Origin of the sequence: Pseudomonas maioricensis (assembly GCF_022790535.1) — a bacterium.
Taxonomy (GTDB): Bacteria; Pseudomonadota; Gammaproteobacteria; order Pseudomonadales; family Pseudomonadaceae; genus Aquipseudomonas; species Aquipseudomonas maioricensis.
The window spans coordinates 1-24,777 of the sequence record NZ_LOHG01000013.1 but is presented as its reverse complement, the minus strand read 5'-3'; the positions used below and the strand labels follow the sequence as shown (position 1 = coordinate 24,777).

The following is a 24,777-nucleotide window of genomic DNA, read 5'->3' as shown; positions in this document are numbered from 1 at the left end:
GCGATGCATCAGGTAAACTGCCGCCTCTTTTACTTATAACGATTCGCCTGATGCCCACGACGTTTAAAGAGATTCCCCGCGTGCGCCCAACCACGCCGCTGCTCGACCGCGCTGAAACGCCGGACGGTTTGCGTCGCCTGGGCGAAGCCGAGCTGGATGCCCTGGCCGATGAACTGCGCCTGGAGCTGCTCTATTCCGTTGGCCAGACCGGCGGGCATTTCGGTGCCGGCCTTGGTGTCATCGAGCTGACTATCGCCCTGCATTACGTCTTCGATACCCCGGACGACCGTTTGGTCTGGGACGTGGGCCATCAGGCGTATCCGCACAAGATCCTCACCGGCCGTCGCCAGCGCATGAGTACCCTGCGCCAGAAAGACGGAGTTGCTGCCTTCCCGCGTCGCAGCGAGAGCGAGTACGACACGTTTGGCGTCGGTCACTCCAGCACGTCCATCAGTGCCGCACTGGGTATGGCCATTGCCGCCCGCCTGCAAGGCAGCGACCGTAAGTCCATCGCCGTGATCGGTGACGGCGCGCTGACCGCCGGTATGGCCTTCGAAGCGCTGAACCATGCGCCTGAAGTCGCCGCCAACATGCTCGTTATCCTCAACGACAACGACATGTCGATCTCGCGCAATGTGGGCGGGCTGTCGAATTATCTGGCCAAGATACTTTCCAGCCGTACCTACAGCAGCATGCGTGAAGGCAGCAAAAAAGTTCTGTCGCGCCTGCCCGGAGCATGGGAAATTGCCCGCCGCACCGAGGAGTACGCGAAAGGCATGCTGGTGCCCGGCACCCTGTTCGAAGAACTGGGCTGGAACTACATCGGGCCAATCGACGGCCACGACCTGCCCACCCTGATCGCAACACTGCGTAACATGCGCGACCTCAAAGGGCCGCAGTTCCTGCATGTGGTGACTAAAAAAGGTAAAGGCTTCGCGCCTGCCGAAGTCGATCCGATCGGCTACCACGCCATCACCAAGCTGGAGCCTCTGAATGCTCCGGCAGCAGCGCCGAAAAAGGCCAGCGGGCCGAAATACTCTGGCGTGTTTGGTCAGTGGCTCTGTGATATGGCCGAAGCCGATTCGCGTCTGGTGGGTATTACCCCTGCGATGAAGGAAGGCTCGGATCTGGTCGAGTTCAGCGAACGCTTCCCCGAGCGCTACTTCGACGTAGCCATTGCCGAGCAGCACGCCGTTACGTTGGCAGCGGGCATGGCTTGCGAGGGCATCAAGCCGGTGGTGGCGATCTATTCCACATTCCTGCAACGCGGCTATGACCAATTGGTGCATGACGTGGCGGTGCAGAACCTTGACGTCCTGTTCGCCATTGACCGTGCAGGCCTGGTAGGTGAAGACGGTCCGACTCACGCAGGCAGTTTCGATTTGTCGTACCTGCGCTGCATACCCGGCATCGTGGTCATGACGCCTAGCGACGAAAATGAACTGCGCCTGATGCTCAGCACCGGCTACCTGCATAACGGCCCGGCTGCCGTGCGTTATCCTCGCGGCACCGGCCCCAATGCAGTGATCGACAGCAGTCTGGCGCCTATCCAGATTGGTAAAGGCATCGTCCGCCGTAACGGCCAGGGCGTTGCCATTCTGGTGTTCGGTGTGCAGTTGACCGAAGCCCTGAAAGTAGCGGAAAAAATCGACGCGACGGTGATCGATATGCGCTTCGTCAAACCCATCGACGAAGAGCTGATTCGCGAAGCCGCAGCCAATCACGAACTGCTTGTCACCCTCGAAGAAAACGCCGTCATGGGCGGTGCTGGCGCTGCCGTCAGCGAGTTTCTGGCACGGGAGAACATCCTCAAGTCCGTGCTGCACCTTGGCCTGCCAGATACTTACGTCGAACACGCCAAGCCCGCGCAGATGCTTGCAGAGTGCGGATTGGATGAGGCGGGTATTGAAGCGGCGATCAACGAGCGGCTGGCGTTGATTGGCTGACTAACAAAGTCCTGTAGGAGTGAGCTTGCTCGCGATAGCGTCAGTTGAAACGATAAATTTTTCGACCAGGACACCGCATCGCGAGCAAGCTCACTCCTACAGTGGATTGCATTTCAACCCGATCCCGCCCTCCTCGTACTGCACTAAACCGCTGCCTGTAACGCCTCGATATCACCTGAAACGATCACCTGCAGATTCCGGGTGATTTTCTCTATCGGCCAGTCCCACCAGGCAATGGCCAAAAGTCGCTCGCTGATTTCAGCGGGGAAGCGGTGCTTCAGGACTTTGGCTGGATTGCCGCCAACAACGCTGTACGCCGGGACATCACTGACAACGACCGAGCGCGAAGAAATAATCGCCCCGTCGCCGATCTTCACGCCGGGCATGACCAGCACGTCGTAGCCCACCCATACATCGTTACCCACAACGGTGTCGCCTTTGTAGGGCAAGTCACCAGATTCAGGTGTGACCTTCTCCCAGCCATTGCCAAAGATCTGAAACGGGTACGTAGAGATGCCACTGATCTTGTGGTTGGCACCATTCATGATGAATTTGGTGCCCCGCGCCAGTGCGCAGAATTTACCGATGATCAGTTTGTCGCCAATGAACGGAAAGTGATAAAGCACGTTACGTTCAAAGTTTTCCGAGTCTTCGGGATCATCGTAGTAGGTGTAGTCGCCAACGATGATATTCGGATTGCTGATGGTGTTTTTGATGAAACACACCTGCGGAAAACCGTTCATTGGATGGGGATTTTTCGGGTCCGGTCCGTTCATAACAAGCTCCTTTTTCATGCAAATACGAACAGCTTCTGTAGGAGCTGCCGCAGGCTGCGAATTCGGTCTGCCATGAAAATTCTTTCGCAGCCTTCGGCAGCTCCTACAGGGGGCAGTACTTCACGCTAGTTGCCGGGGTATGCGGTAAAGGTACAGAAGCACCACACTGGAAAACGCCAGCAGAAGCAATGGCACGGTCTCCAGGCCGACAAAGACAGCCAGCGCCGCAATCCAGGCGGGTAATCCAGCGGCCAGAAACGCAACACGACGGGCGTCAGCGAGGGCGATCCAGGCGGCGGCTTCTTCAGGGGTGTCGCGGGCAGCACCGGTGGCGATCAATGCATGCTTGTAGCGGCCAAAGGGCCTTAGGCTGACAAACATCGACAAGAGGCCCGCCACGAAGAATGGCATCGCCAAAACAGGAAGAATGGCGTTTTTGCCATCGAATGCGCCACTGATCACAAACAGCGGCGCCAGGGTCAACACCAGTTGCCACCACCACGCGAGGGCGAAGCGGCGTCTGGTGTTGTTGCGGTTCAAGCGCGATCAGCCTCGCCCTGATGCTCGTTGCCCATCATGTGCCCGAGCTTGCCAGCCTTGGTGGCCAGGTAGAGTTTATTGTGCGGGTTGTGGCCGGTGTGCAGCGGCACTCGCTCAGCAACGTTAATGCCCATTTCGGTCAAGGCTTTGACCTTGCGCGGGTTGTTGGTCATCAAGCGCAGCGCGTCGATACCCAAGTGCTGCAGCATTGGCAGACAAATGGCGTAGTCGCGCTGGTCAGCGGCAAAACCCAGACGCTCATTGGCTTCAACGGTATCAGCGCCGCCGTCCTGCAATTCATACGCACGAACCTTGTTCAGCAGGCCAATGCCGCGGCCTTCCTGACGCAGGTACAGCAAGACACCACGCCCTTCAGAAGCGATGGCACGTAAAGCAGCTTCGAGTTGGGAGCCGCAGTCACAACGCTGGCTGAACAACGCGTCGCCGGTCAGGCATTCGGAATGAACGCGCCCCAGCACCGGAGCGCCATCGGATACGTCGCCCAGGCTCAACACGAGGTGTTCACGACCGGTCGCATGCTCAAGAAAGCCATGCATGGTGAATTCGGCAAAAGGGGTAGGCAGCTTGGAAGCGGCTACAAATACGACGGGCACCGTGTGCTCCTGATCAGTATGGGACTGGAAATTCGCAAGGCACGCATTGTAACAGCACGCCCCTGTAGACGCTTATGCCGAATTGTGGGGCATACAGATCAGGAAGTTAGATTGATGAGAATCTACTGTAGGAGTGACCGGGGTGGCGCTCCACCTTGCTCGCGATAGCGTCAGCACAGGCGATATATTCATCGACTGGCAGACCGAATCGCGAGCAAGCTCACTCCTACAGGTACTGTGTTTGCTACGTGACAGCGTGGTATCAGGGACACCGGAGCCGCTCCTACAGGGCTTTATTTTCAGATCAAATCCACGCCCAGGCCCAAACCAGGCCCTGCATTGCCGCCCAGGCGAACACGCCCGCCAGCACGTCGTCGAGCATGATCCCGACGCCACCGTGCACCTTGCGATCGATCCAGTGAATGGGCCACGGCTTGAGAATGTCGAAAAAGCGGAATACCAGAAACCCCACCAACAACCAGACCCAGCCTTCGGGCACCAGCCACAGCGTGATCCACATGCCGACCATTTCGTCCCAGACGATACCTTCATGATCGTGCACGCCCAGATCGTCAGCGACTTTGCCGCACAGCCAGAAGCCGAAGAGCATGGTGATGCCGAGCATCAGCCAGTAGCCCCAGTCCGGAAGCATCTGCCAGAGCGGAATGAACGGCACAGCCACCATGGAGCCCCAGGTTCCCGGTGCTTTGGGCAGCGTGCCGGAACCGAAACCGAACGCCAGGAAATGCCATGGGTTGGTCCATACCGACGGTGGAACGAATTCTGCCGGGACCTGCTTTGGATGATCTGTCACGGTGTCTCCCGAAAATGTTGGTAGCCGCGTGCCAGGACAGGAATGTCATGACCATTGGTGTCGATCAGCAAGACGCCTTCGCCTGCCTCGACCCGCCCGATTACATGGATGGGCAACCCTGCGTCGAGCAAGGCCTGCAAGTGTTCCGGTGGCAGCGTGAACGCCAGTAAATAATCGTCGCCACCACTCAATGCAGCCTCTCGCGCAGCCTGTAACCCGGTAAAGGCTAGCAAATGCTCAGACATCGGCAGCTTGTCCTGCTCAACCAGCAACCTGACGCGTGAAGCGCGTGCGATATGACCGCAATCGGCCAACAGGCCATCGGAGATGTCCAGAGCGGCTGTAGCCTTGCCACGCAACGCCAACCCAAGAGCCAGTTGCGGCTGCGGCGACCAGTACCTCGCCAACAAGGCGTCTGCGGTAGACGCCTCAGTGGTGCGCTGGTTCAACACAAGGGGCAATGCGCCTGCTGCATCGCCCAACGGTCCACCTACACACAGCAGGTCGCCGGGCCGTGCGCCGCTGCGAGTCAATGCCTGCCCCGCCGGCACCCGGCCAAACACCGTCACCGTCAGGCTCAATGGCCCACGCGTAGTATCGCCGCCCACCAATTGCAGGCCGCATTGCTGCGCCATCAGGTTCAAGCCTTGAGCAAAAGCCTGTAGCCAGTCTGCAGAAACTTCAGGGAGGGTTAACGCGAGGGTGAAGGCAACGGGGGTTGCGCCCATGGCAGCAAGATCGCTGGCTGAAACACCCAGCGCACGCTGCCCCAGCAGGAAAGGATCGCAGACGTCAGGGAAATGCACACCGACGACCAGCGTATCGGTCGAGATTGCCAACTGCTCACCGGGCGGCAGCGTCAGCAAAGCGCAGTCATCACCAATCCCGAGCGCCACACCCTCGCCCGCTTGAGCGCAAGGCGCAGCAGCGAAGTAATTGCGGATCAGCTCAAACTCGCCCATCAGAATCTCTTGTTATGTTTGATAACACCCCGTGGGAACACATAACTCCGGTAAGAGCCAACTTGTTGGCGAAGCGTCAGTTCAGGCTGATCGTCTGCATCTGACAAACCGCCTCGCCAACAAGTTAGCTCCTACCGGGATTGCGTCCAGCCTGAAGGCTTAGCGCTTGTACGCTTTGACTTCAGCTTCACGCAGGCTAGGGGCCAGTTTGTCCAGCACGCCATTGACGAACTTGTGGCCGTCAGTGGAGCCGTAGACTTTCGCCAGCTCAATGCCTTCGTTGATCACAACGCGATACGGCACGTCGACGCGTTTGAGCAACTCGTAGGTGGACAGGCGCAGGATGGCCAGTTCAACCGGGTCGAGTTCTTCAATGGTCAGGTCCAGGCAAGGCTTCAACGCCGCGTCGATTTCATCGATGTTGGTCGGTACGCCGCGCAGCAGTTCGCTGAAATAGGGGCCGTCGACGTCTTTGAAATCGTTATCGACGCGGAACTGCGCCTCGATTTCATTCAGCGAATGACCCGCCATGTGCCACTGGTAAAGTGCCTGAGTTGCAAGCTGACGGGCTTCCCGACGCTTGACGCTCTTGGATGGCTTGCCAGCGTCCGCAGGTTTTGGGTCGCGCGGGTTGAACTGATCGCTATCGTCGGAAATCACTTGGCCTCCAACTGCGCCAGCAGGCTTACCATTTCAAGGGCAGACAACGCAGCTTCTGCGCCTTTGTTACCGGCTTTGGTGCCGGAGCGCTCGATGGCTTGCTCGATGGTATCGACAGTCAGCACGCCGAAAGCAACCGGCACGCCGAACTCCATGGAAACCTGGGACAGGCCTTTGACGCACTCACCAGCGACGTATTCGAAGTGCGGAGTACCGCCACGAATCACTGCGCCGAGGGCGACGATGGCGGCGAACTCGCTGCGCTGAGCAACTTTCTGCACAACCAGCGGGATTTCGAAGGCACCCGGAGCGCGGATGATGGTGATGTCGCTTTCCTTGACGCCATGGCGTACCAAAGCATCAACAGCGCCGCTCACCAGACTTTCCACGACGAAGCTGTTGAAACGGCCAACTACCAGAGCGTAGCGGCCTTGGGGAGCGACGAAGGTACCTTCGATGGTCTTCAGGGTCATTCGTGTAAGTCTCGTATTAAAGAGCAAGTACGCCTTGGGGCGGACTATAGGGATGTTAGGCCACGAAACAGATTAGCCGGCGGTACGTACAAAAGCGCACCACCCGACCGGTCTTTATTCGGAGGGCACGTATTCTACAACTTCCAGATCGAAACCGGATATCGCATTGAACTTCATTGGTGAACTCATCAGGCGCATTTTACGCACGCCAAGGTCACGCAAGATCTGCGAACCGGCACCTACAGTGCTGTAAGTAGTCGGCGATTTGATCGGCAACTGCCCTGCGGTTTCACGGATATGTGCAAGCAAAACGTCGCCATCCAGCGGATGACCGAGTAGCAGCACAACCCCGCTGCCCGCCTCGGAAACCGCAGACATCGCGGCGCGCAGGCTCCATCGGCCGGGCTGTTTGACCATCAACAGGTCACGCAATGGGTCCATGTTGTGTACACGAACCAGCGTCGGTTCTTCGGCGCAAATCTTGCCCAGAGTCAGCGCGAGGTGGACGTCACCTTCGACGGAATCGCGGTAAGTCACCAGGTTGAACTGGCCCAGTTCGCTGTCCATTGGCTGCTCGGCAATCCGCTGAACGGTACGTTCGTGGATCATCCGATAGTGAATAAGGTCGGCGATCGTACCGATCTTGATGTCGTGTTCCGCCGCGAAAGCTTCCAGTTCAGCGCGACGCGACATGGTGCCGTCGTCGTTCATTACTTCACAGATCACGCCGCTTGGCTCGAAACCGGCCATGCGAGCAAGGTCGCAAGCCGCCTCGGTATGCCCGGCGCGAGCCAGCGTACCGCCCGCCTGGGCCATCAGCGGGAAGATGTGGCCTGGGCTGACGATATCTTCGGCCTTGGCATCTTTGGCAGCAGCGGCCTGCACAGTGCGGGCGCGGTCGGCCGCAGAGATACCGGTGGTCACGCCTTCGGCTGCTTCGATGGACACAGTGAACTTGGTGCCGAAACCGGAACCGTTGCGCGGCGCCATTAAAGGCAACTTGAGAGCCTCGCAACGTTCGCGGGTCATCGGCATGCAGATCAGGCCACGGGCAAAGCGGGCCATGAAATTGATGTGTTCGGCCTTGCAGCATTCGGCGGCCATGATCAGGTCGCCTTCGTTCTCGCGGTCTTCGTCATCCATGAGGATGACCATTTTGCCCTGGCGAATGTCTTCAACCAGTTCTTCGATGCTATTGAGCGCCACGCGGCACCCCCTTCAATTCAGGATTTGAGGTAGCCGTTGGCGGCCAGAAAACTTTCAGTGATGGTGCCAGCCTGCCCTTTCGAGGAATCGGCGGCCTTGTCGCCCATCAGCAAACGCTCCAGATAACGCGCCAGCAAATCCACCTCGAGGTTGACCTTACGACCCGGCCGGTAGTCGGCCATGATGGTTTCGGCCAGGGTGTGCGGCACGATAGTCAGCTCGAACTCGGCACCGTCAACGGCGTTCACGGTCAGGCTGGTGCCATCAACCGTGATAGAACCTTTGTGCGATATGTACTTGGCCAGCTCACGGGGAGCGCGCACTTTGAACTGGATGGCACGGGCGTTTTCCTCACGGGAAACGATTTCGCCAACCCCGTCGACGTGACCGCTGACCAAATGGCCACCCAGACGCGTCGTCGGGGTCAGGGCCTTTTCCAGATTGACCGGGCTGCCCGTCTTCAGGTCGATGAACGCCGTAACGTCGAGGGTTTCACGGCTGACGTCAGCCCAAAAGCCATCACCGGGTAGCTCTACAGCAGTCAGGCAGACGCCATTGACCGCGATGCTATCGCCCAGCTTGACGTCGCTCAGATCAAGTTTGCCGGTCTCAACATAAACGCGGACATCGCCGCCCTTAGGGGTGATGGCGCGGATGCTGCCGATGGATTCGATGATGCCAGTAAACATGGGTCCTCCAGGAGAACAAGCCCAGCGCGCTGAGCGAAAGGCCGAAATTATACGCCGGGGGCGAGCTTGGGGGTGGCAATGACTCGCCAGTCATCTCCAACGGCGCGGATATCGGTGATTTTCAGCTCCAGAGCCTCGCTCATCTGCGCCAGCGGCAGATCAAGCAATGGCCGGGCTGAAGAGCCGAGGAACTTGCCCGCAACAAAAATCTGGAACTCATCCACCAGCCCCAGGCGAGTAAAAGCGCCCGCCAGACGTGGACCGGCCTCGATCAATACGTCATTGACGCCACGCGCGGCCAACTCGACCAGTAACTTGCGCAGGTCGACATGACCACCACTACCGGCCAGGGCCAGCATGTCATGACCTTCATCGTGATAACGCTCGCGGGCCGAGGCAGCTGCGCAGGTCGCGACCAGCGCGTGCCCGGCCTGGAAGAAAGGAGCATCCAGCGGCACTCGCAAACGCCCATCGATCAGCACTCGAAGTGGCGGACGCGTCATCGCCAGCGCGGTGAGTTCGGCATTCAGGCCCAACTCATCGGGACGGACAGTCAAACGGGCTTTGTCGGCCAGCACCGTATCGGCACTGGTCAGCACGACACTCGACTCTGCACGCAAACGCTGCACTGCCGAACGCGCCGCAGGACCTGTAATCCACTGGCTCTCGCCGCTGGCCATGGCAGTACGGCCATCAAGGCTCATGGCGAGCTTGACCGTCACGTAAGGCAGCCCCTTGATCATGCGCTTGAGAAAGCCTTTGTTAAGCGCACGGGCATCGTCTTCAAGCACGCCGCACTGCACCGCAATCCCTGCGTTCATCAACCGCAGCAAGCCACGCCCGGCCACATCGGGATTAGGATCCTGCATGGCAGCGACGACCCGGCCCACGCCTGCATTGACCAGTGCATCGGCGCACGGCGGTGTACGCCCGTGATGGCTGCAAGGCTCCAGGGTGACGTAAGCCGTCGCGCCTTTAGCTTTATCGCCTGCCTGCCGCAATGCATGCACTTCCGCATGCGGCTCACCAGCCCGGGCGTGCCAGCCTTCGCCGACGATCTGCCCGTCGCGCACGATCACGCAGCCGACCCTTGGATTGGGATGGGTGGAGTAAATCCCTTTGCGCGCCAGTTCCAGCGCGCGCGCCATATAATGGGTGTCCAGCGCGGTTTGTTCAGTCAACGAAGCACTCACTCTTTAGCTGGCTCGCGAGCCAAACGATCGATTTCTTCGCGGAATTCGTTGAGGTCCTGAAAACGCCTGTAAACAGAAGCAAAGCGGATATACGCCACTTCGTCGAGCTTTTGCAGTTCGCCCATGACCAGATTGCCCACCACCAGCGACTTGACCTCGCGTTCGCCGGTCGCGCGCAGCTTGTGCTTGATGTGCACCAGCGCAGCTTCCAGACGCTCCACGCTCACCGGACGCTTCTCAAGGGCACGCTGCATACCGGCGCGCAGCTTCTCTTCATCGAAAGGCTGACGGCTGCCGTCTTGCTTGATCAGGCGCGGCAGCACCAGTTCGGCGGTTTCGAAGGTGGTAAAACGCTCACCGCAGGCGAGGCATTCGCGGCGACGGCGAACCTGATCGCCCTCGGCTACCAGGCGGGAATCGATGACTTTGGTGTCGTTGGCACCGCAGAAGGGACAGTGCATGGTGGCAGGCAACAAAATAGGAAGGGCCGCCATGGTAGCGCATCCCGCTGGCAAGACAAGTCTTGGGCTTTGCGCTATATAGACGCGCATCTGACGCAGTGTTCGGCGATACTGCGCCTAATTGGGCTATTTACCCGCGTTTGCGGGTAATTTATCACTGCCGTCATCGAGCGGTTTGCTGCTGTCCTTCGTATTTGATTTTTTGTTGGAGCTGTTCATGACGCTACGACCGCTGATGTTCCTCAGCCTGTTTGGCTTGCTTGCCGCGTGCAGCAGCAATGAAACACCTGATCCTGTCCCGGCCAAACCGGTTTCAGCGCCTGTCGTCAAGGCGCCAACTGGCCCCGGCCCGTTGCAGCCGTTCCAGCGCGAACTGAGCGGCCAGTTGCTGGGCGTGCCCGCCGGAGCAGAGGTCGAGCTGGCATTGCTGGTAATCGACGAGCGAGGTCGTCCGCAAAAACTGCTGACCAGCACCAAACTGCAAGGTAATAACCAATCGCTGCCATTCCAGCTACGATTCAATCCGGAAGCCTTTCCAGTCGGCCAGCGCGTTGAATTACGCGGTCGTGCCAGCAAGTCCGGACAACTGATCCTGCACCTGCCGTCATTGCGCATTGAACAACCAACCACACAGGCGTTGGGGCCTTTGCAGTTCGAAACTGCGCCATGACTGCACCGCTACACCTGCAACGGGCGCTGAGCGAATTGCTCGGCGATGCACAATTGGTCGCCACAGCCTTGCCTGAAACAGACTTGCAGCTGTGGTTGATTGATGCGGAAAACATGGACCGTGCCTTCAGCCCCGAAGAAACCCGACGCATTCTTGAAGATCCGCCGTACTGGAGTTTCTGCTGGGCCAGCGGCCTGGCCCTGGCGCGGTTTCTGGCTGAGCATCCGCATTGGGTCGCTGGCAAGCGGGTGCTGGATTTCGGTGCCGGTTCGGGCGTTGCTGGGATTGCAGCGGCTAAAGCGGGCGCGTTGGAGGTGGTGGCCTGTGACCTTGACCCACTGGCCCTCGCAGCCTGCCGCGCCAATGCCGAGCTTAACGGTGTGCAGTTGAGCTATTCGGCGGACTTCTTTGCCGAAGCGGATCGCTTCGACCTGATCATCGTCGCTGACGTGCTCTACGACCGGGCCAATTTACCCTTGCTGGATCAGTTTCTCAGTCGCGGGCGGCAAGCCTTGGTGGCGGACTCGAGAGTGCGTGACTTTCAGCATCCTTCTTATGAACGGCTGGGCGTCTTTGAAGCGCATACGCTGCCGGATCTGGCTGAGCCCCATGAGTTTCGCAAGGTGAGCCTCTACCACGCTGAACGAGTTGAAATGCAATCCCCTGTGGGAGCGAGGCTTGCCCGCGAAGAACGATAACGCGTTTTCCTGCCACACCGAGGCGACCGATTCGCGGGCAAGCCTCGCTCCAACAGATCTCTCGACTCATCGCTTTGCGCAAACCCAAGCGCCCTTTATAGTTGGCCCCATTCAGATCCCCGAGATTCGCAATGAACCAGGACACGACTTACATCTTCGACGCTACGGCGGCGACCTTTCAGCAACTGGTCATCGACAAGTCTTTCGACCAACCCGTATTGGTGGATTTCTGGGCCGAGTGGTGTGCGCCCTGCAAAGTGCTGATGCCACTGCTGGCGCAAATTACCGAGAGTTATCAGGGCGAATTGCTGCTGGTGAAGGTCGATTGCGATGCAGAACAGGACATCGTCGCTCGTTTCGGCATTCGCAGCTTGCCAACCGTAGTGCTGTTCAAGGACGGCCAGCCGGTTGATGGTTTCACCGGCGCACAGCCTGAGTCGGAGATCCGCAAGGTCCTCGAACAACATGTGGTCATGCCCGCACCAAAGGCCGCTGATCCGCTCAAACTGGCTCAGGAAATGTTTGCCGAAAGCCACTTCGCAGAAGCCGAAGCAGCGCTGCAACAGATGCTGACCGAGGACAACACCAACGCCGCGGCGCTGATTCTGTATGCCCGTTGCCTGGCAGAACGTGGCGAGCTGGGTGAGGCTCGTCAGGTACTGGACGCGGTAAAAACCGACGACCATAAAGCAGATCTGGCCGGTGCCCGTGCGCAACTGACCTTTTTGGCTGAAGCCAAGGCGCTCCCGGATGCGGCAGACCTCAAGGCTCGTCTGGCGCAAAACCCTCAGGATGATGAAGCTGTACACCAGTTGGCGATTCAACAACTGGCCCGTCAGCAATACGAAGCTGCGCTGGAAGGCTTGCTGAAGCTGTTCATTCGTAACCGCAACTACGCCGACGGCCTGCCGCACAAAACCCTGCTGCAAGTCTTCGACCTGCTGGGCAACGACCATCCGCTGGTCACCGCCTACCGTCGCAAGTTGTTTGCTGCGCTGTACTAAGCGCTCGTACCAACCCAGCTGTAGAGCGGCGCGTCCTGCCCGCTCTCGACCTTAACTTGCGAACTGTGGCGCAAGCGCACTAACAGGCGCTTGCCCGCTGCTGTGCTGCCGGTCAGCCCTTCCAGTTGATCCAGCAACTCCGGCCCATTGATCTGCCCGGCCTTGCGCAGCAGATCCAAAGCGATCAGCCAGAGCTTGTCGTCCTGACTTGCTGGCTTGCTGGCCTCAACTGGCGCTGCAGCTTCAGGCTTGGCGGCTTTTAGTTGAGCGCCGAGCTGCGCCCAATCGCCTTCGTCCAGCTCCAGCGTCAAATCCACCGGCCAGTCGCCAACGGTTCCACGAATACGCAACATGGGTGCTTCCTCTTTTTTTGCAGGGGGACATGCTCGCATAGATTCATCTTTTTGCACCGACCTTGTAGGAGCTGCCGAAGGCTGCGAATTCGGTATGCCATGAGAATGCTTTCGCAGCCTTCGGCAGCTCCTACAGAGGTACAGATAGCAGTATTTGTGGGAGCAGAGCTTGCTCGCGATACAGGCACCGCAAATGTCAGGTCGATCGAGTCCAGTCTTATCGCAGGCGAGCCTGGCTCCCACAGGGTTAGCGGCGATCCGCAGACTTTTCCTACATCTCAGATCGCTATCGTTACCTCCCTGAACCCGCCCCTCATCGGTAATGTGCGCCAGTCGTTGCCGCAGCAGCGAACGGGTTTCGCAGCCTGAGCAGTGCATACCCTCAGCACCAAATCTATATGGCGGCTGTACTTGGGACACCTTCGGGTGTGCCGGGTTGGGTGTGCTCGGTCTGCGAACCCATGTACAGCTGCCACCCAGCGTTTCGCAGCGTTTGAAGGCAGCTCTTGGATCACATCTACCTCGAGCTTAACCATGAAATCAAAAAGAAAATCTCACCACCCCATCGACTGCCTCCACGAAGCCAAAACCCAAGGCTTCGCCTACCTCACGCCCGATGAACATCGCCTTATAGAAACCCTGCGCTGGACCAGTCATGGCGGGCGAACAATCATTTATACGTTGGCTCAGGACCTGCGCCGGGCAAGGCCTTGGGAACGGCGCGTTTAATAATTGGAATACATCACCCGGGTAGGAGCCAACTTGTTGGCGAGGCATTGGACCTGCGTAACCAGAACGATTGTCTCGCCAACAAGTTGCCTCCTACCGGGAACGTGGTCCTTACCCAAATCGAAATTCCAACTCACGCCCCCGCCAATAATTGTTATAAGATCACATAACGATCTTTATCCAGTCATGTCCGGAGTCTGTTTTTATGCGCCGTCTGCTGCTCGCTTTGCCCTTCGCCCTGCTTCCACTCGCCATGGCTAATGCGGCCCCCGAGCATAATCACGACCATGAACACGGCAGCCTCGGTGCGCACGAGCATGGCGTCGGGCGGCTGGACGTTGCACTGGTCGGCGGCACGCTGGAGTTCGAGCTGGACAGCCCGGCCATGAACCTCGTGGGTTTTGAGCATCTGGCGACCAGCGCAGAGGACAAAGCCAAAGTCGCCGCCGCCAAAGATGTGCTGCTCAAGCCCCACGCCCTGTTCAGCATTCCGGAGGCTGCGGAGTGCAACGTGGTTTCCCAGAAGCTGGAAAGCCCGCTGTTCGGTGACAAGCCTGACGCTGACGCAGGCCATGATCATGACCACGATGCAAAAGACGGTCACGATGAGCACGAGCACAGCGAAATCCATGGCACTTACAAATTCACCTGTAAGGTCCCGGCAGTGCTGAAAACCCTCGACCTGTCGAACATCTTCAAGTCGTTCCCGGCCACCGAAAAGCTGCAGGTGCAGTTGATTTCACCAAAAGGTCAGTCGGGTGCCGAAGTACGTCCAAGCAATCCAAGCCTGAAATTCTGATTCAGCTATTGTTGAAAACCGACCGGGCTTGCCCGGTCGTTTGATTTCCATTCAGCCGGATTACAACAACGGTTATGACCCAAGCACTTATCGAACTGTCCGACCTTGGTTTTACTTGGCCAGGCCATGCGCAATTGCTGGATATCCCGGCATTTCGTCTGGAGCCAGGCGAAACCCTGTTCCTCAAAGGCCCAAGCGGCAGTGGCAAGACGACGCTGCTGGGCTTGCTGGGCGGTGTGCAAAAGCCCAATCGCGGCAGTATTTGCCTGCTGGGCCAGGAGCTGACCGAGCTCTCATCGGGTGAGCGTGATCGTTTCCGGGTCAATCACACCGGCTATATCTTCCAGCAATTCAACCTGCTGCCGTTTCTCTCGGTGCGTGAAAACGTCGAGCTGCCTTGTCACTTCTCCAAAGTTCGCGCGAAGCGAGCGAGCCAACGCCACGGCAGCGTAGAAAATGCTGCCGTTACGCTGTTGGCCCATTTGGGGTTGAACGATCCGCAGATGCTCAGCCGCCGCGCCGACTCACTGTCCATCGGCCAGCAACAACGGGTGGCGGCCGCACGGGCTTTGATCGGCCAGCCAGAATTGGTGATCGCTGACGAACCGACCTCCGCGCTGGATGCCGATGCACGAGAAGCCTTCATCAAATTGTTGTTCGCCGAATGCCGCGAAGCTGGCAGCAGCCTGTTGTTCGTCAGCCATGACCAGAGCCTGGCACCGCTGTTCGACCGCAGCCTGTCGTTGTCCGAACTCAATCGCGCCGCCGTCGCCGTAGAGGTTTGAGATGTATTTGTTTCGCCTAGCCATGGCCAGTCTGGCTAACCGCCGCTTTACCGCTTTCCTCACTGCGTTTGCCATCGCCTTGTCGGTATGCCTGCTGCTGGCGGTTGAGCGGGTGCGCACCGAGGCGCGCGCCAGTTTTGCCAGCACGATCAGCGGGACGGATCTGATCGTCGGCGCCCGTTCTGGCTCAATCAACCTGTTGCTGTATTCGGTGTTTCGTATCGGTAACGCGACCAACAATATTCGTTGGGACAGCTTTGAAGAAATCGCCCAGAGCAAACAAGTGAAATGGGCAATCCCGATTTCCCTGGGCGATTCCCATCGCGGCTATCGGGTGATGGGCACCAACGAAAACTACTTCGAGCACTACCAGTTTGGCCGCCAGCAACACCTGGAACTGGCTCAGGGTCGAGCCTTTGCGACAGATCCATTTGAAGTGGTGCTTGGCGCAGAAGTGGCCGACGCCTTGAAGTACAAGCTGGGTGACAAACTGGTGCTGGCCCACGGCGTGGCGGCGATCAGTCTGGTCAAGCACGACGACAAGCCATTTACTGTGGTGGGCATTCTGAAACGCACCGGCACGCCGGTGGATCGCACGTTGCACATCAGTCTCGGTGGTATGGAAGCCATCCATATCGACTGGCAAAACGGCGCGCCTGCCCACGGCAACGGACGCATTACTGCGGATCAGGCGCGCAACATGGACCTGACGCCCAAAGCCATTACGGCATTTATGCTGGGCCTGAACAGCAAGATCGCCACCTTTTCTATGCAGCGCCAGATCAACGAGTTCCGCGGCGAACCATTACTGGCGATCCTGCCCGGCGTCGCGCTTCAGGAGCTGTGGAGCCTGATGGGTACAGCGGAAAAAGCGCTGTTCGTGATTTCCCTGTTTGTGGTGCTGACCGGCTTGATCGGCATGCTGACGGCCATTCTTACCAGCCTCAATGAAAGACGCAGAGAGATGGCGATTCTACGCTCCGTGGGCGCTCGCCCCTGGCACATCGCGACTCTGCTGATCATGGAAGCGTTCGCCCTGGCGCTGGCGGGCGTGGTCAGCGGCATGGTGCTGCTGTATATCGGCATCGCTGCAGCCCAAGGTTATGTGCAAACTAATTACGGGCTATTTCTACCGCTTTCTCTGCCCAGCGAATATGAATGGACGCTGCTCGGTGGCATTCTGGCTGCCGCATTATTGATGGGCGTTGTGCCTGCGTGGCGTGCGTATCGGCAGTCGCTCGCCGATGGCCTGTCGATCCGTTTATGAGGACGTTGAACATGCGGCGCCTGTTGTTGATTTTGCTGTTGTCGGTCAGTTCACCGTTATGGGCGGCCGAACCGCGGGTGCTGACCTGGGAAGAGATGATCCCACCGGACGCACCGAAAATCGCGCCGATAACTGCGCCTATTCATGACATGTCCAAGCTGTCCGATGCGCTGTCAGTGGAGTCAGCGCCCGCCGCACATCAACAAGCCCCTCATGCGCCGGTGGTGAAGGCGCTGGATGGTCTGCAGGTGCGCTTGCCCGGATACATCGTGCCGCTGGAAGTCAGCGAGGAGGGCCGGGTAATCGAATTCTTGCTAGTGCCGTATTTCGGGGCTTGCATCCACGTACCTCCACCGCCTTCGAATCAGATTGTGCACGTCACCAGCGAGCTGGGCGTCAAAGTCGAAGAGCTGTATCAGCCGTACTGGATCGAAGGGCCAATGCAGGTCAAAGCGTCCACCAGCGAGCTGGCCGATGCGGGTTACAGCATGGAAGCCGATACGATTCTGGTCTATGAGTTGCCCGATAATTAGGCCCTGTTGGAGGGGTCGCCTGAAAAGGCGCGCGATCCCGTGGGACCTGATTCATCCGGGAAGGCAGTATTCCTGACGAAGCAGATGCAGCGGAGTGCCGGCCTTTTCGCGAACAAGTTCGCTCCTACCGGTTTGGCACAAAAGATCGTTTAAGGGGCTTCATTGCGATTTCATTGAGCTGTGTCAAAGCCTTGGTTCAGACGCTCCGTACCATTGGCGCCAGACAACTTGAATCGCCTTTTGGAGCTCCCATGAACAAGACCTTGCTCAGCGCTTCCCTCTTTGCGCTGGCGCTCAGCGCCCCCTTCGCCGCTCAGGCTTACGAGGCGGGTGACTTCATCGTTCGCGCGGGTGTTGCGCACGTTGAACCGAATGAAGACAGCGGCGAGATCAAACTCGACGGCACCAAAGTCTCAGGCACCAAGGCAACGGTTGATGGCGAGAATCAGCTTGGCCTGACGTTCGGCTACATGATCACCCCGCACGTGGGTATCGAGCTTCTGGCCGCAACACCCTTCAGCCACACCGTTTCGGTAAAAGGCCTCGGCCCTGGCCTTGATGGCAAGCTGGCAGACATCAAACAACTGCCGCCGACGCTGTCACTGCAGTACTACCCAATGGAAGCGTCGTCGAAGTTTCAGCCGTACGCGGGCGTCGGTATCAACTACACCACGTTCTTCGATACCGATCTGACAGGCAATCGCAAAGACCAAGGCTTCAGCAACCTGAAGATGAAAGACTCGGTGGGTCTTGCTGCACAACTTGGTATGGACTACATGCTGACCGACAACATTCTGGTCAACGCGTCGGTCTGGTATGTGGACATCGATACTGAAGCCACTGTGGACGGCCCTTCGGCGCTGAGCGTTGGCAAGACCAAAGTGAGCGTGGACATCGATCCGTGGGTTTACATGGTCGGTGTGGGTTACAAGTTTTAAGACGCGGCGCACACTGGACCTGTAGGAGCTGCCGAAGGCTGCGAAGCATTTCTTCTGGCACACCGCAATCGCAGCCTTCGGCAGCTCCTACAGGTCAACGGTTTGCAGTAATCGGCCACAAAAAAAGCACCTCATCGGTGCTTTTTTTGTGGGTCGCGAACGGCTATCAGCGACCGAGTAGTTTCGCCAGACCGACTTTCAACGGTGTTGGCTCACCCAAGGCGAACCGCTCCAGCAAGCGCTGGTTGTTGGCTCGTGAGTGACGGATGTCGCCGGAACGCGCGGTTTGATAGGTCACTTGTGGCTGCTTGCCCACTACTTCTGCCAATGCCGCCAACAGCTGATTCAAAGACGTGGTCTGATTCAGCCCTACGTTGACCGCGCCCGACTCGACCTTCGGCAAATCCAGCGCTTGATTCAGTAGCTTGACCACATCGCCCACGTAGAAAAAATCCCGGGTTTGCTCGCCATCGCCAAACACCGCGATGGGCAGCCCTTTTTCCGCGCGCTCGGCAAAAATGCTGATCACGCCAGAATAGGGAGACGAAGGATCCTGGCGAGGGCCGAAGATGTTGAAGAAACGAAAGACTACCGGCTCCAAACCATGCTGACGGCCATAGAAATCGAGGTAGTGCTCACTGGACAATTTATCCGAAGCGTATGGCGTCAGAGGAGCTTTGGGCGTGTCTTCGCCAATCGCTTCGCCTTCGCCGTTGTTGCCGTACACCGCCGCACTGGAGGCAAAAACCACACGTTTGATACCCGCCTCACGCATGGCTTCGCAGACATTCAGGGTGCCGATGAAATTGCTCTGATGCGTACGCACCGGATCATCCACGGAGGCTTGCACTGAGGCAACAGCTGCCAGATGCACAACAGCCTTGCAGCCCATCGCCGCGCGCTTCACCAGATCGGAATCTGCGACATCGCCTTCGATCAGCTCGATACGCGGGTTATCCAGCGGCAGGTTGCTGCGCTTGCCGGTAGAAAGGTCATCAAGAATGCGCACCGCGTGCCCTTGGGCCAGCAGCGCGTCGGCCAGATGCGAGCCAATGAAACCGGCACCGCCGGTAATCAGGACAGGAGAATCAGACATGACGGTAATAACGATCCAGAAGGCTCGGCAACCCGGCGCGCCATGCGCGGGGTTTGATACCGAAGGTATGGAGGATTTTCTTGCAGGCAAGCACGCCATGTTGCGGCTCGTCGCTGGCATCGGCACCCGCGGCATGGGCCTGCGCAGTCGGAGCTTCAACCGCAAGAGCATGTAGCAGGCGGGCTTCAGTGAGAATGGCCTGCCCCAGCGCCAGAGGCGTTGTCGCCTCGTGGCCAGCGTAGTGGTAGGTGCCCCACAGCGGCGCTTCACAATCGAGTTGTTTGAGCACTGCGATCATTACCCGGGCTGCGTCATCCACAGGAGTCGGGTTGCCACGTCGATCGTCAGCCATCAACAGTTCCTGAGCCAGTTCGGCACGGCTCAGAAAACGCCCCAGCACGCCATCGGCGCTGTCATCGAGCAGCCAGCCGAAACGCAGCAGCAGATGTTGAGGGCAGGTGGCACGCACGCTCTGCTCAATGCGCAGTAGCGCCTGGCCGCGAGCACCGAGCGGGACCGGTTCGTCCTTTTCGCTGTAGGCAGTCGCCCGCGAGCCATCGAATACCCGATAGCTGGAAGGTTGCAGCAGAACAATGTTGTGGTGCTGACACAGCTCGGCAAGGCGCTCAACCGAGCGCTCCTGACTGGACAGGCGTGTATCACTTACCGACTCTGCCTGAAACCAGTCGAAGTAGTAGGCAAGGTTAATCAAGGCATCGGGACGGGTGTCATCAAGCAATTGCGTCAGACTCGCTGCATCCCAGCCGTCTTGCGGCGGACGCGGTGCCAGGAAGCCAATGTCTTCCTCGGCACCCAGACGAATCAGCGCCTGCCCAAGGGCATTCCCGCCGCCCAACAGCATAAGGCGCATTCGCATAGAGTCAGCAGGCTCGATATCAAATTCAATTGAAATATTAGATGTAAAACGCCTGCAAACATATCACGTTGACGCGCAACCCCCAACCGTTGAGGGGTGTGGGATTTTTCTGCTCTAAACGCGAGCACAGGATTAACACCTAACCTGTGGGAGTTGGGCCTGCCCGCGACAGGCTGGACGCGATCTAAAGTGAATAGCATCCAGCCTGTCGCGGGCAAGCCCAGCTCCCACAGGGGATAGCACCTCAGTTCAAGATCTTCTGCGGCCCGCGCTACAACCGCCGATCAAAGGCGCTTGCATCTTCCCCTCGCCACCCTCATTAATTTGCCCATGAACCTACCGCTTATCCCAGACCCGGCGCTCGATGGCTTTCACCCGGCAGTCAGCGCCTGGTTTCGCAGTACATTCCCGGCGGTGACACCCGCCCAGGCTCAAGCGTGGCCGCTGATCAAGGCTCGACGCTCGACACTGATTGCCGCGCCCACCGGTTCAGGGAAAACCCTGACGGCGTTTCTTGCGGTACTCGACGATCTGGTCCATCAGGGCCTTGAGCAAGGCGGGGAACTGCCCGAGCAAACCTTCGTGGTTTATGTCTCGCCGCTCAAAGCGCTGTCCAACGACATTCAGATCAATCTGCAAAACCCGCTGGCGGGCATTACCGAGCAGTTGCAGCGCATGCATCTGCCGCCACTGCGCATAAGCACCGCCGTGCGCACCGGCGACACACCGCAAAAAGAACGCTCGGCGATGCGCAAAACGGCACCGCACATTCTGGTGACCACCCCCGAATCGCTGTATGTGCTGCTGGGTTCGGATTCTGGACGGCGCATGCTGGCAAGTACTCGCACAGTGATCGTCGATGAAATCCACGCCATCGCTGCCAGCAAACGCGGCAGCCATCTGGCGCTAACGCTGGAACGTCTGCAAGCGTTGTGCAGCGAACCGTTGCTACGTGTTGGCTTATCGGCCACGCAAAAGCCCATCGAGTTGGTGTCGCGCTTTCTGGTGGGCGCTGACCCACTCAAACGGCCCTGCTCCATTGTCGATATCGGCCACGCTCGCCCTCGCGACCTGGGGATCGAAGTGCCGCCTGTGCCCTTGGGCCCGGTCATGTCCAATGACGTATGGGAACTGGTTTACGATCGCCTCGCTGAACTGGCCCGCGAGCACCGCACTACGCTGATTTTCGTCAATACACGACGCATGGCCGAGCGCATGGCCCGTCATTTGAGCGAGCGACTGAGTAAAGAAGCGGTGGCTGCGCACCATGGCAGTCTGGCAAAAGAACAGCGACTGGATGCAGAACAGCGCCTCAAGCGCGGCGACTTGCAGGTGCTGATCGCGACCGCCTCGCTGGAGTTGGGTATCGATATTGGCGACGTGGACCTGGTCTGCCAGATTGCATCGCCTCGTTCCATTTCGGCATTTTTACAGCGGGTCGGACGCTCCGGCCACCACGTCGGTGGCACGCCCAAAGGCCGGCTGTTTGCGACCTCCCGGGACGACCTGATCGAATGCGCGGCATTGCTCGATTGCGTGCGGCGTGGCGAGCTGGATATTTTGCAGATCCCCAAAGCACCGCTGGACGTACTCGCGCAGCAGATTGTTGCGGAAGTCAGCCTCCAGGAATGGCCTGAGCAGGCGCTGTTGGATATGTTTCGTCGGGCTTCGCCTTACGCCGAACTCGACACCGATCACTACCAGGCCTTGCTCGGCATGCTGGCCGACGGGTACAGCGGACGGCAGGGTGTGCGCAGCGCTTACGTGCATCGCGATGCTCTGAACCGAACATTGCGTGGCCGCAGAGGCAGCAAGCTGACGGCTGTGACCAGTGGCGGCACGATCCCGGACAACGCCGATTACAGCGTGATTCTCGAGCCTCAGGCCCTGAATATCGGCACGGTCAACGAAGATTTTGCTGTCGAAAGTATCGCGGGCGATATCTTCCAGTTGGGCAACACGTCTTATCGCATCCTGCGGATTGAAACCGGCCGGGTACGCGTAGAAGACGCCCACGGTCAACCGCCCAATATTCCTTTCTGGCTGGGTGAAGCCCCGGGCAGAAGCGATGAGCTGTCATTTGCCGTGGCGCGCTTGCAAGGTCAGATTGATGAACTGCTGGGCGCCCACCCCGGGGATCTCCAGCCCTGCATCGACTGGTTAATCGACACGCTTGGGTTGAACCTGGCCAGTGCCGAGCAACTGGTGGATTACCTGGCCCGCACCCGCTCGATCTTGAGTGCATTACCGTCGCAAGACACGCTGATCATGGAGCGTTTTTTCGATGAGTCTGGCGGTACCCAACTGATAATCCACACCCCTTTCGGCAGTCGGCTCAACCGTGCCTGGGGTCTGGCATTGCGCAAGCGTTTTTGTCGAACGTTCAACTTCGAGCTGCAAGCGGCTGCCAGCGAAGACGCAATTGTCTTGTCGCTGTCTACCAGCCACAGCTTCGAGCTCGCCGAGGTCTGGCGCTATCTGAATTCCAGCACGGCAGAACATCTGCTGATCCAGGCGGTGCTGGACGCGCCGTTGTTTGGCGTGCGCTGGCGATGGAATGCGGGCACAGCGCTGGCTCTCCCCCGCTATACCGGCGGACGAAAAGTCGCGCCACAGCTGCAACGCATGAAAAGCGAGGACCTGATCGCAACGGTATTTCCGGACCAGATTGCCTGCCTGGAAAACATTGTTGGCGAGCGAGAGGTGCCTAATCATCCATTGGTGGAGCAAACCCTCGACGATTGCCTGCACGAAGCAATGGACGCCGAAGGCTGGCTGCAATTGTTACGGCGTATGGAAAGTGGCGAAGTTCGGTTGATCGCTCGTGACTTGCCCGCACCGTCGCCGCTGGCCGCCGAAATTCTTAACGCCCGACCTTACGCCTTTCTGGACGACGCTCCGTTGGAAGAGCGACGGACTCAGGCCGTGCTCAACCGGCGCTGGAGTGATCCGCAATCTTCGGACGATCTGGGTGCTCTGGATGCAGACGCCATTGCGGCCGTCAACGAAGAGGCGTGGCCGCAACCGCAGAACCTTGATGAAATGCACGAAGCGTTGATGAGCCTCAGTTGTGTGGCCAGCGCCGAGTCTGCGGCAAATGGGGACTGGCAGAGATGGCTGGAAACCCTGGCCCGCTCCGGACGTGCCACGCGCTTGCAAGTTGGCGTCGATCAGGCGTTGTGGATCCCCGTGGAACGCCTGAATTGTTTTCGGGCAATTTATCCACACGCGCAAATGCATCCACACCTGAGCGCATTGTCAGGCTTCGATGAGGATTGGGATCGCGACGAAGCGATTGTCGAGGTGGTTCGCGCTCGCTTGAGCGGTTTCGGTCCACTGCCAACGCGAGATATTGCTCAACCGCTGGCTTTGAGCGCCAGCCAGATCAGTCAGGCGTTGGCACGCCTGGAAAGCGAAGGCTACGTGCTGCGTGGCCGCTTCAGCCCTGGCGCCAGCGAGGACCAGTGGTGTGAGCGGCATCTGCTGGCAAGGATTCATCGCTACACGGTGCGGCGTCTACGGCGCGAGATCGAGCCGGTTTCGCTGCAGGACTTCATGCGTTTCCTCTTCGACTGGCAGCATTTGTCCACAGCCACTCGCAGCGAGGGCCGCGCCGCACTCCCGGAAATCATTGCCCAGTTTGAGGGCTTCAGCGCTGCTGCCGGGGCTTGGGACAGCGACTTGTTGTCCGCACGGATCAAGGATTACTCGCCCACATGGCTGGATGAATTCTGCCGCTCCGGCAAAGTCGTCTGGATGCGATTGGCGGCTAACAGCAAAACCGGAGGGGTGGCATTACGCAGTACGCCGATTGTGCTGCTCCCCCGCAGCCAGGTCAGTGTGTGGAGCGGCCTGGCCGCACAGCCGGAACCTGACGAACTCTCGCCTAAAGCACAGAAAGTCCATGCAGCGCTGCTCAGCCACGGCGCGATTTTTTTTGACGAGTTGGTGAGCGAAGCACACTTGCTGCGAGCCGAACTGGAAATCGCCCTGCAAGAGCTGGTGGCGGCCGGACTGGTCAACGCCGACAGCTTTGCCGGACTGCGCGCCTTGATCACGCCTGCCAGCAAACGGTCTGCGCACACCAGCAGACGCAATCGCGGGGCGTTTATCGGCGGGATGGACGATGCCGGACGCTGGGCGTTGCTGAAGCGCTCTTCGCGCCCCGCCACTCCCACGAACATGCGCCCTCAGTCCACCGCCCCAGAAATACTGGAACACGTTGCGATGACTTTGTTGCGGCGCTATGGCGTGGTGTTCTGGCGATTGCTGGAGCGTGAAGCTGATTGGTTACCGAGTTGGCGGGAATTACTGCGCACCTTTCATCGTCTTGAAGCCCGAGGCGAAATACGGGGCGGAAGGTTTGTCAGTGGCCTGGCAGGTGAGCAATTTGCTTTGCCGGAAGCGATTCCAGTGCTTCGGGAAATCCGCAAGCAACCCTTGGACGGCAGCCTGATCAGCCTGAGCGCTGTGGACCCTTTGAATCTCGTCGGTACGTTATTGCCGGGCAGCAAAGTCCCGGCGCTGGCAGGCAACAGACTGGTGTACCGAGATGGCATTCCGGCTGCGGCAATTATTGCGGGCAAGCCACAGTACTGGCTGGAGCTGGATCAGGAAGCGATGGCGCAGGTACGCGACAGGTTGTTGCGCTGAACGAGAAGGCCCCATCGCGAGCAAGCTCTGCGACTATCAAA

At 58.8% G+C, this 24,777-nt stretch carries 25 protein-coding genes; 11 read left to right on the top strand and 14 right to left on the bottom strand.

Going from position 1 to position 24,777, the window contains the following annotated elements; genetic code table 11:
• Window positions 1-50 precede the first annotated feature (50 nt).
• The gene (gene dxs, locus AUC61_RS19375; RefSeq protein WP_243247781.1) at window positions 51-1,946 is read left to right on the top strand and encodes a 1-deoxy-D-xylulose-5-phosphate synthase; all 1,896 of its coding nucleotides are present in this window, start codon (window positions 51-53) and stop codon (window positions 1,944-1,946) included.
• A 143-nt stretch (window positions 1,947-2,089) separates the two neighbouring features.
• Here the strand turns inward: dxs and AUC61_RS19370 are convergent, their stop codons facing one another.
• The 11 genes from AUC61_RS19370 to nrdR form a co-directional block, all read right to left on the bottom strand.
• Window positions 2,090-2,722: a Vat family streptogramin A O-acetyltransferase gene (locus AUC61_RS19370; protein ID WP_422765511.1), complete on the bottom strand. Its 633-nt coding sequence runs from the start codon at window positions 2,720-2,722 to the stop codon at window positions 2,090-2,092.
• Window positions 2,723-2,842: 120 nt separating this feature from the next.
• Window positions 2,843-3,262, bottom strand: coding sequence for an MFS transporter (locus AUC61_RS19365; RefSeq protein ID WP_243247779.1), 420 nt, complete (start codon window positions 3,260-3,262; stop codon window positions 2,843-2,845).
• Window positions 3,259-3,876: a GTP cyclohydrolase II gene (gene ribA / locus AUC61_RS19360; protein ID WP_032626451.1), complete on the bottom strand. Its 618-nt coding sequence runs from the start codon at window positions 3,874-3,876 to the stop codon at window positions 3,259-3,261. Before ribA ends, AUC61_RS19365 begins: the two co-directional genes overlap by 4 nt.
• A gap of 304 nt (window positions 3,877-4,180) precedes the next feature.
• Window positions 4,181-4,690, bottom strand: a complete 510-nt coding sequence (locus AUC61_RS19355) for a phosphatidylglycerophosphatase A family protein (RefSeq protein ID WP_243247778.1) — start codon at window positions 4,688-4,690, stop codon at window positions 4,181-4,183.
• Entirely contained in the window at window positions 4,687-5,652 is a 966-nt protein-coding gene (thiL, locus tag AUC61_RS19350; protein WP_243247777.1) for a thiamine-phosphate kinase, read from the bottom strand. Before thiL ends, AUC61_RS19355 begins: the two co-directional genes overlap by 4 nt.
• A 159-nt stretch (window positions 5,653-5,811) precedes the next feature.
• Complete coding sequence (nusB, locus tag AUC61_RS19345) at window positions 5,812-6,312, bottom strand: transcription antitermination factor NusB (RefSeq protein ID WP_243247776.1); 501 nt, start codon at window positions 6,310-6,312, stop codon at window positions 5,812-5,814.
• Complete coding sequence (ribH, locus tag AUC61_RS19340; RefSeq protein WP_027901702.1) at window positions 6,309-6,785, bottom strand: 6,7-dimethyl-8-ribityllumazine synthase; 477 nt, start codon at window positions 6,783-6,785, stop codon at window positions 6,309-6,311. The genes nusB and ribH overlap by 4 nt, the downstream gene beginning before the upstream one ends.
• 114 nt (window positions 6,786-6,899) lie before the next feature.
• Window positions 6,900-7,991, bottom strand: a complete 1,092-nt coding sequence (gene ribBA / locus AUC61_RS19335) for a bifunctional 3,4-dihydroxy-2-butanone-4-phosphate synthase/GTP cyclohydrolase II (protein WP_243247774.1) — start codon at window positions 7,989-7,991, stop codon at window positions 6,900-6,902.
• Between the two features lie 17 nt (window positions 7,992-8,008).
• Window positions 8,009-8,680, bottom strand: a complete 672-nt coding sequence (locus AUC61_RS19330; protein ID WP_087267514.1) for a riboflavin synthase — start codon at window positions 8,678-8,680, stop codon at window positions 8,009-8,011.
• A 47-nt stretch (window positions 8,681-8,727) separates the two neighbouring features.
• Window positions 8,728-9,828 (bottom strand): bifunctional diaminohydroxyphosphoribosylaminopyrimidine deaminase/5-amino-6-(5-phosphoribosylamino)uracil reductase RibD, encoded by a 1,101-nt coding sequence (ribD, locus tag AUC61_RS19325; RefSeq protein WP_162874188.1) that lies wholly within the window; start codon window positions 9,826-9,828, stop codon window positions 8,728-8,730.
• 41 nt (window positions 9,829-9,869) lie between these two features.
• Window positions 9,870-10,334, bottom strand: coding sequence for a transcriptional regulator NrdR (gene nrdR / locus AUC61_RS19320; protein WP_027901698.1), 465 nt, complete (start codon window positions 10,332-10,334; stop codon window positions 9,870-9,872).
• A 217-nt stretch (window positions 10,335-10,551) separates the two neighbouring features.
• Here nrdR and AUC61_RS19315 point away from each other — a divergent pair, with 217 nt between their 5' ends.
• The 3 genes from AUC61_RS19315 to trxA all read left to right on the top strand — a co-directional run bounded on the left by AUC61_RS19315 (window position 10,552) and on the right by trxA (window position 12,706).
• The gene (locus tag AUC61_RS19315; RefSeq protein ID WP_243247773.1) at window positions 10,552-11,004 is read left to right on the top strand and encodes a hypothetical protein; all 453 of its coding nucleotides are present in this window, start codon (window positions 10,552-10,554) and stop codon (window positions 11,002-11,004) included.
• Complete coding sequence (locus AUC61_RS19310) at window positions 11,001-11,702, top strand: class I SAM-dependent methyltransferase (RefSeq protein WP_243247772.1); 702 nt, start codon at window positions 11,001-11,003, stop codon at window positions 11,700-11,702. The genes AUC61_RS19315 and AUC61_RS19310 overlap by 4 nt, the downstream gene beginning before the upstream one ends.
• A gap of 131 nt (window positions 11,703-11,833) precedes the next feature.
• Window positions 11,834-12,706: a thioredoxin gene (gene trxA / locus AUC61_RS19305; protein WP_243247771.1), complete on the top strand. Its 873-nt coding sequence runs from the start codon at window positions 11,834-11,836 to the stop codon at window positions 12,704-12,706.
• On the opposite strand, the gene AUC61_RS19300 is transcribed toward trxA, so the two are convergent.
• Window positions 12,703-13,059 carry a hypothetical protein gene (locus AUC61_RS19300; protein WP_243247770.1) on the bottom strand — a complete coding sequence of 119 codons (357 nt, stop codon included), beginning with the start codon at window positions 13,057-13,059 and terminating at the stop codon, window positions 12,703-12,705. The two genes, trxA and AUC61_RS19300, sit on opposite strands and share 4 nt — an antisense overlap.
• 534 nt (window positions 13,060-13,593) lie before the next feature.
• On the opposite strand from AUC61_RS19300, the gene AUC61_RS19295 reads away from it, so the two are divergent.
• From AUC61_RS19295 to AUC61_RS19270, 6 genes are all read left to right on the top strand, one after another.
• Window positions 13,594-13,788 carry a hypothetical protein gene (locus AUC61_RS19295; RefSeq protein WP_243247769.1) on the top strand — a complete coding sequence of 65 codons (195 nt, stop codon included), beginning with the start codon at window positions 13,594-13,596 and terminating at the stop codon, window positions 13,786-13,788.
• Window positions 13,789-13,993: 205 nt separating this feature from the next.
• The gene (locus AUC61_RS19290) at window positions 13,994-14,587 is read left to right on the top strand and encodes a DUF2796 domain-containing protein (RefSeq protein ID WP_243247768.1); all 594 of its coding nucleotides are present in this window, start codon (window positions 13,994-13,996) and stop codon (window positions 14,585-14,587) included.
• 74 nt (window positions 14,588-14,661) lie between these two features.
• Window positions 14,662-15,372, top strand: coding sequence for an ABC transporter ATP-binding protein (locus AUC61_RS19285; protein WP_243247767.1), 711 nt, complete (start codon window positions 14,662-14,664; stop codon window positions 15,370-15,372).
• A 1-nt stretch (window position 15,373) separates the two neighbouring features.
• Complete coding sequence (locus AUC61_RS19280) at window positions 15,374-16,639, top strand: ABC transporter permease (RefSeq protein ID WP_122662360.1); 1,266 nt, start codon at window positions 15,374-15,376, stop codon at window positions 16,637-16,639.
• Between the two features lie 11 nt (window positions 16,640-16,650).
• Entirely contained in the window at window positions 16,651-17,172 is a 522-nt protein-coding gene (locus AUC61_RS19275) for a DUF3299 domain-containing protein (RefSeq protein ID WP_243247766.1), read from the top strand.
• 251 nt (window positions 17,173-17,423) lie between these two features.
• Window positions 17,424-18,110, top strand: a complete 687-nt coding sequence (locus tag AUC61_RS19270; RefSeq protein WP_243247765.1) for an OmpW/AlkL family protein — start codon at window positions 17,424-17,426, stop codon at window positions 18,108-18,110.
• A 166-nt stretch (window positions 18,111-18,276) separates the two neighbouring features.
• On the opposite strand, the gene AUC61_RS19265 is transcribed toward AUC61_RS19270, so the two are convergent.
• Window positions 18,277-19,206, bottom strand: coding sequence for an NAD-dependent epimerase/dehydratase family protein (locus AUC61_RS19265; RefSeq protein WP_243247764.1), 930 nt, complete (start codon window positions 19,204-19,206; stop codon window positions 18,277-18,279).
• Window positions 19,199-20,083, bottom strand: coding sequence for a sugar nucleotide-binding protein (locus AUC61_RS19260; RefSeq protein WP_243247763.1), 885 nt, complete (start codon window positions 20,081-20,083; stop codon window positions 19,199-19,201). Before AUC61_RS19260 ends, AUC61_RS19265 begins: the two co-directional genes overlap by 8 nt.
• A gap of 330 nt (window positions 20,084-20,413) precedes the next feature.
• Between AUC61_RS19260 and AUC61_RS19255 the strand changes: the two genes are divergently transcribed.
• On the top strand, window positions 20,414-24,736 hold the full coding sequence (locus tag AUC61_RS19255; protein ID WP_243247762.1) for a DEAD/DEAH box helicase: 4,323 nt from the start codon (window positions 20,414-20,416) through the stop codon (window positions 24,734-24,736).
• Window positions 24,737-24,777: the final 41 nt, after the last annotated feature.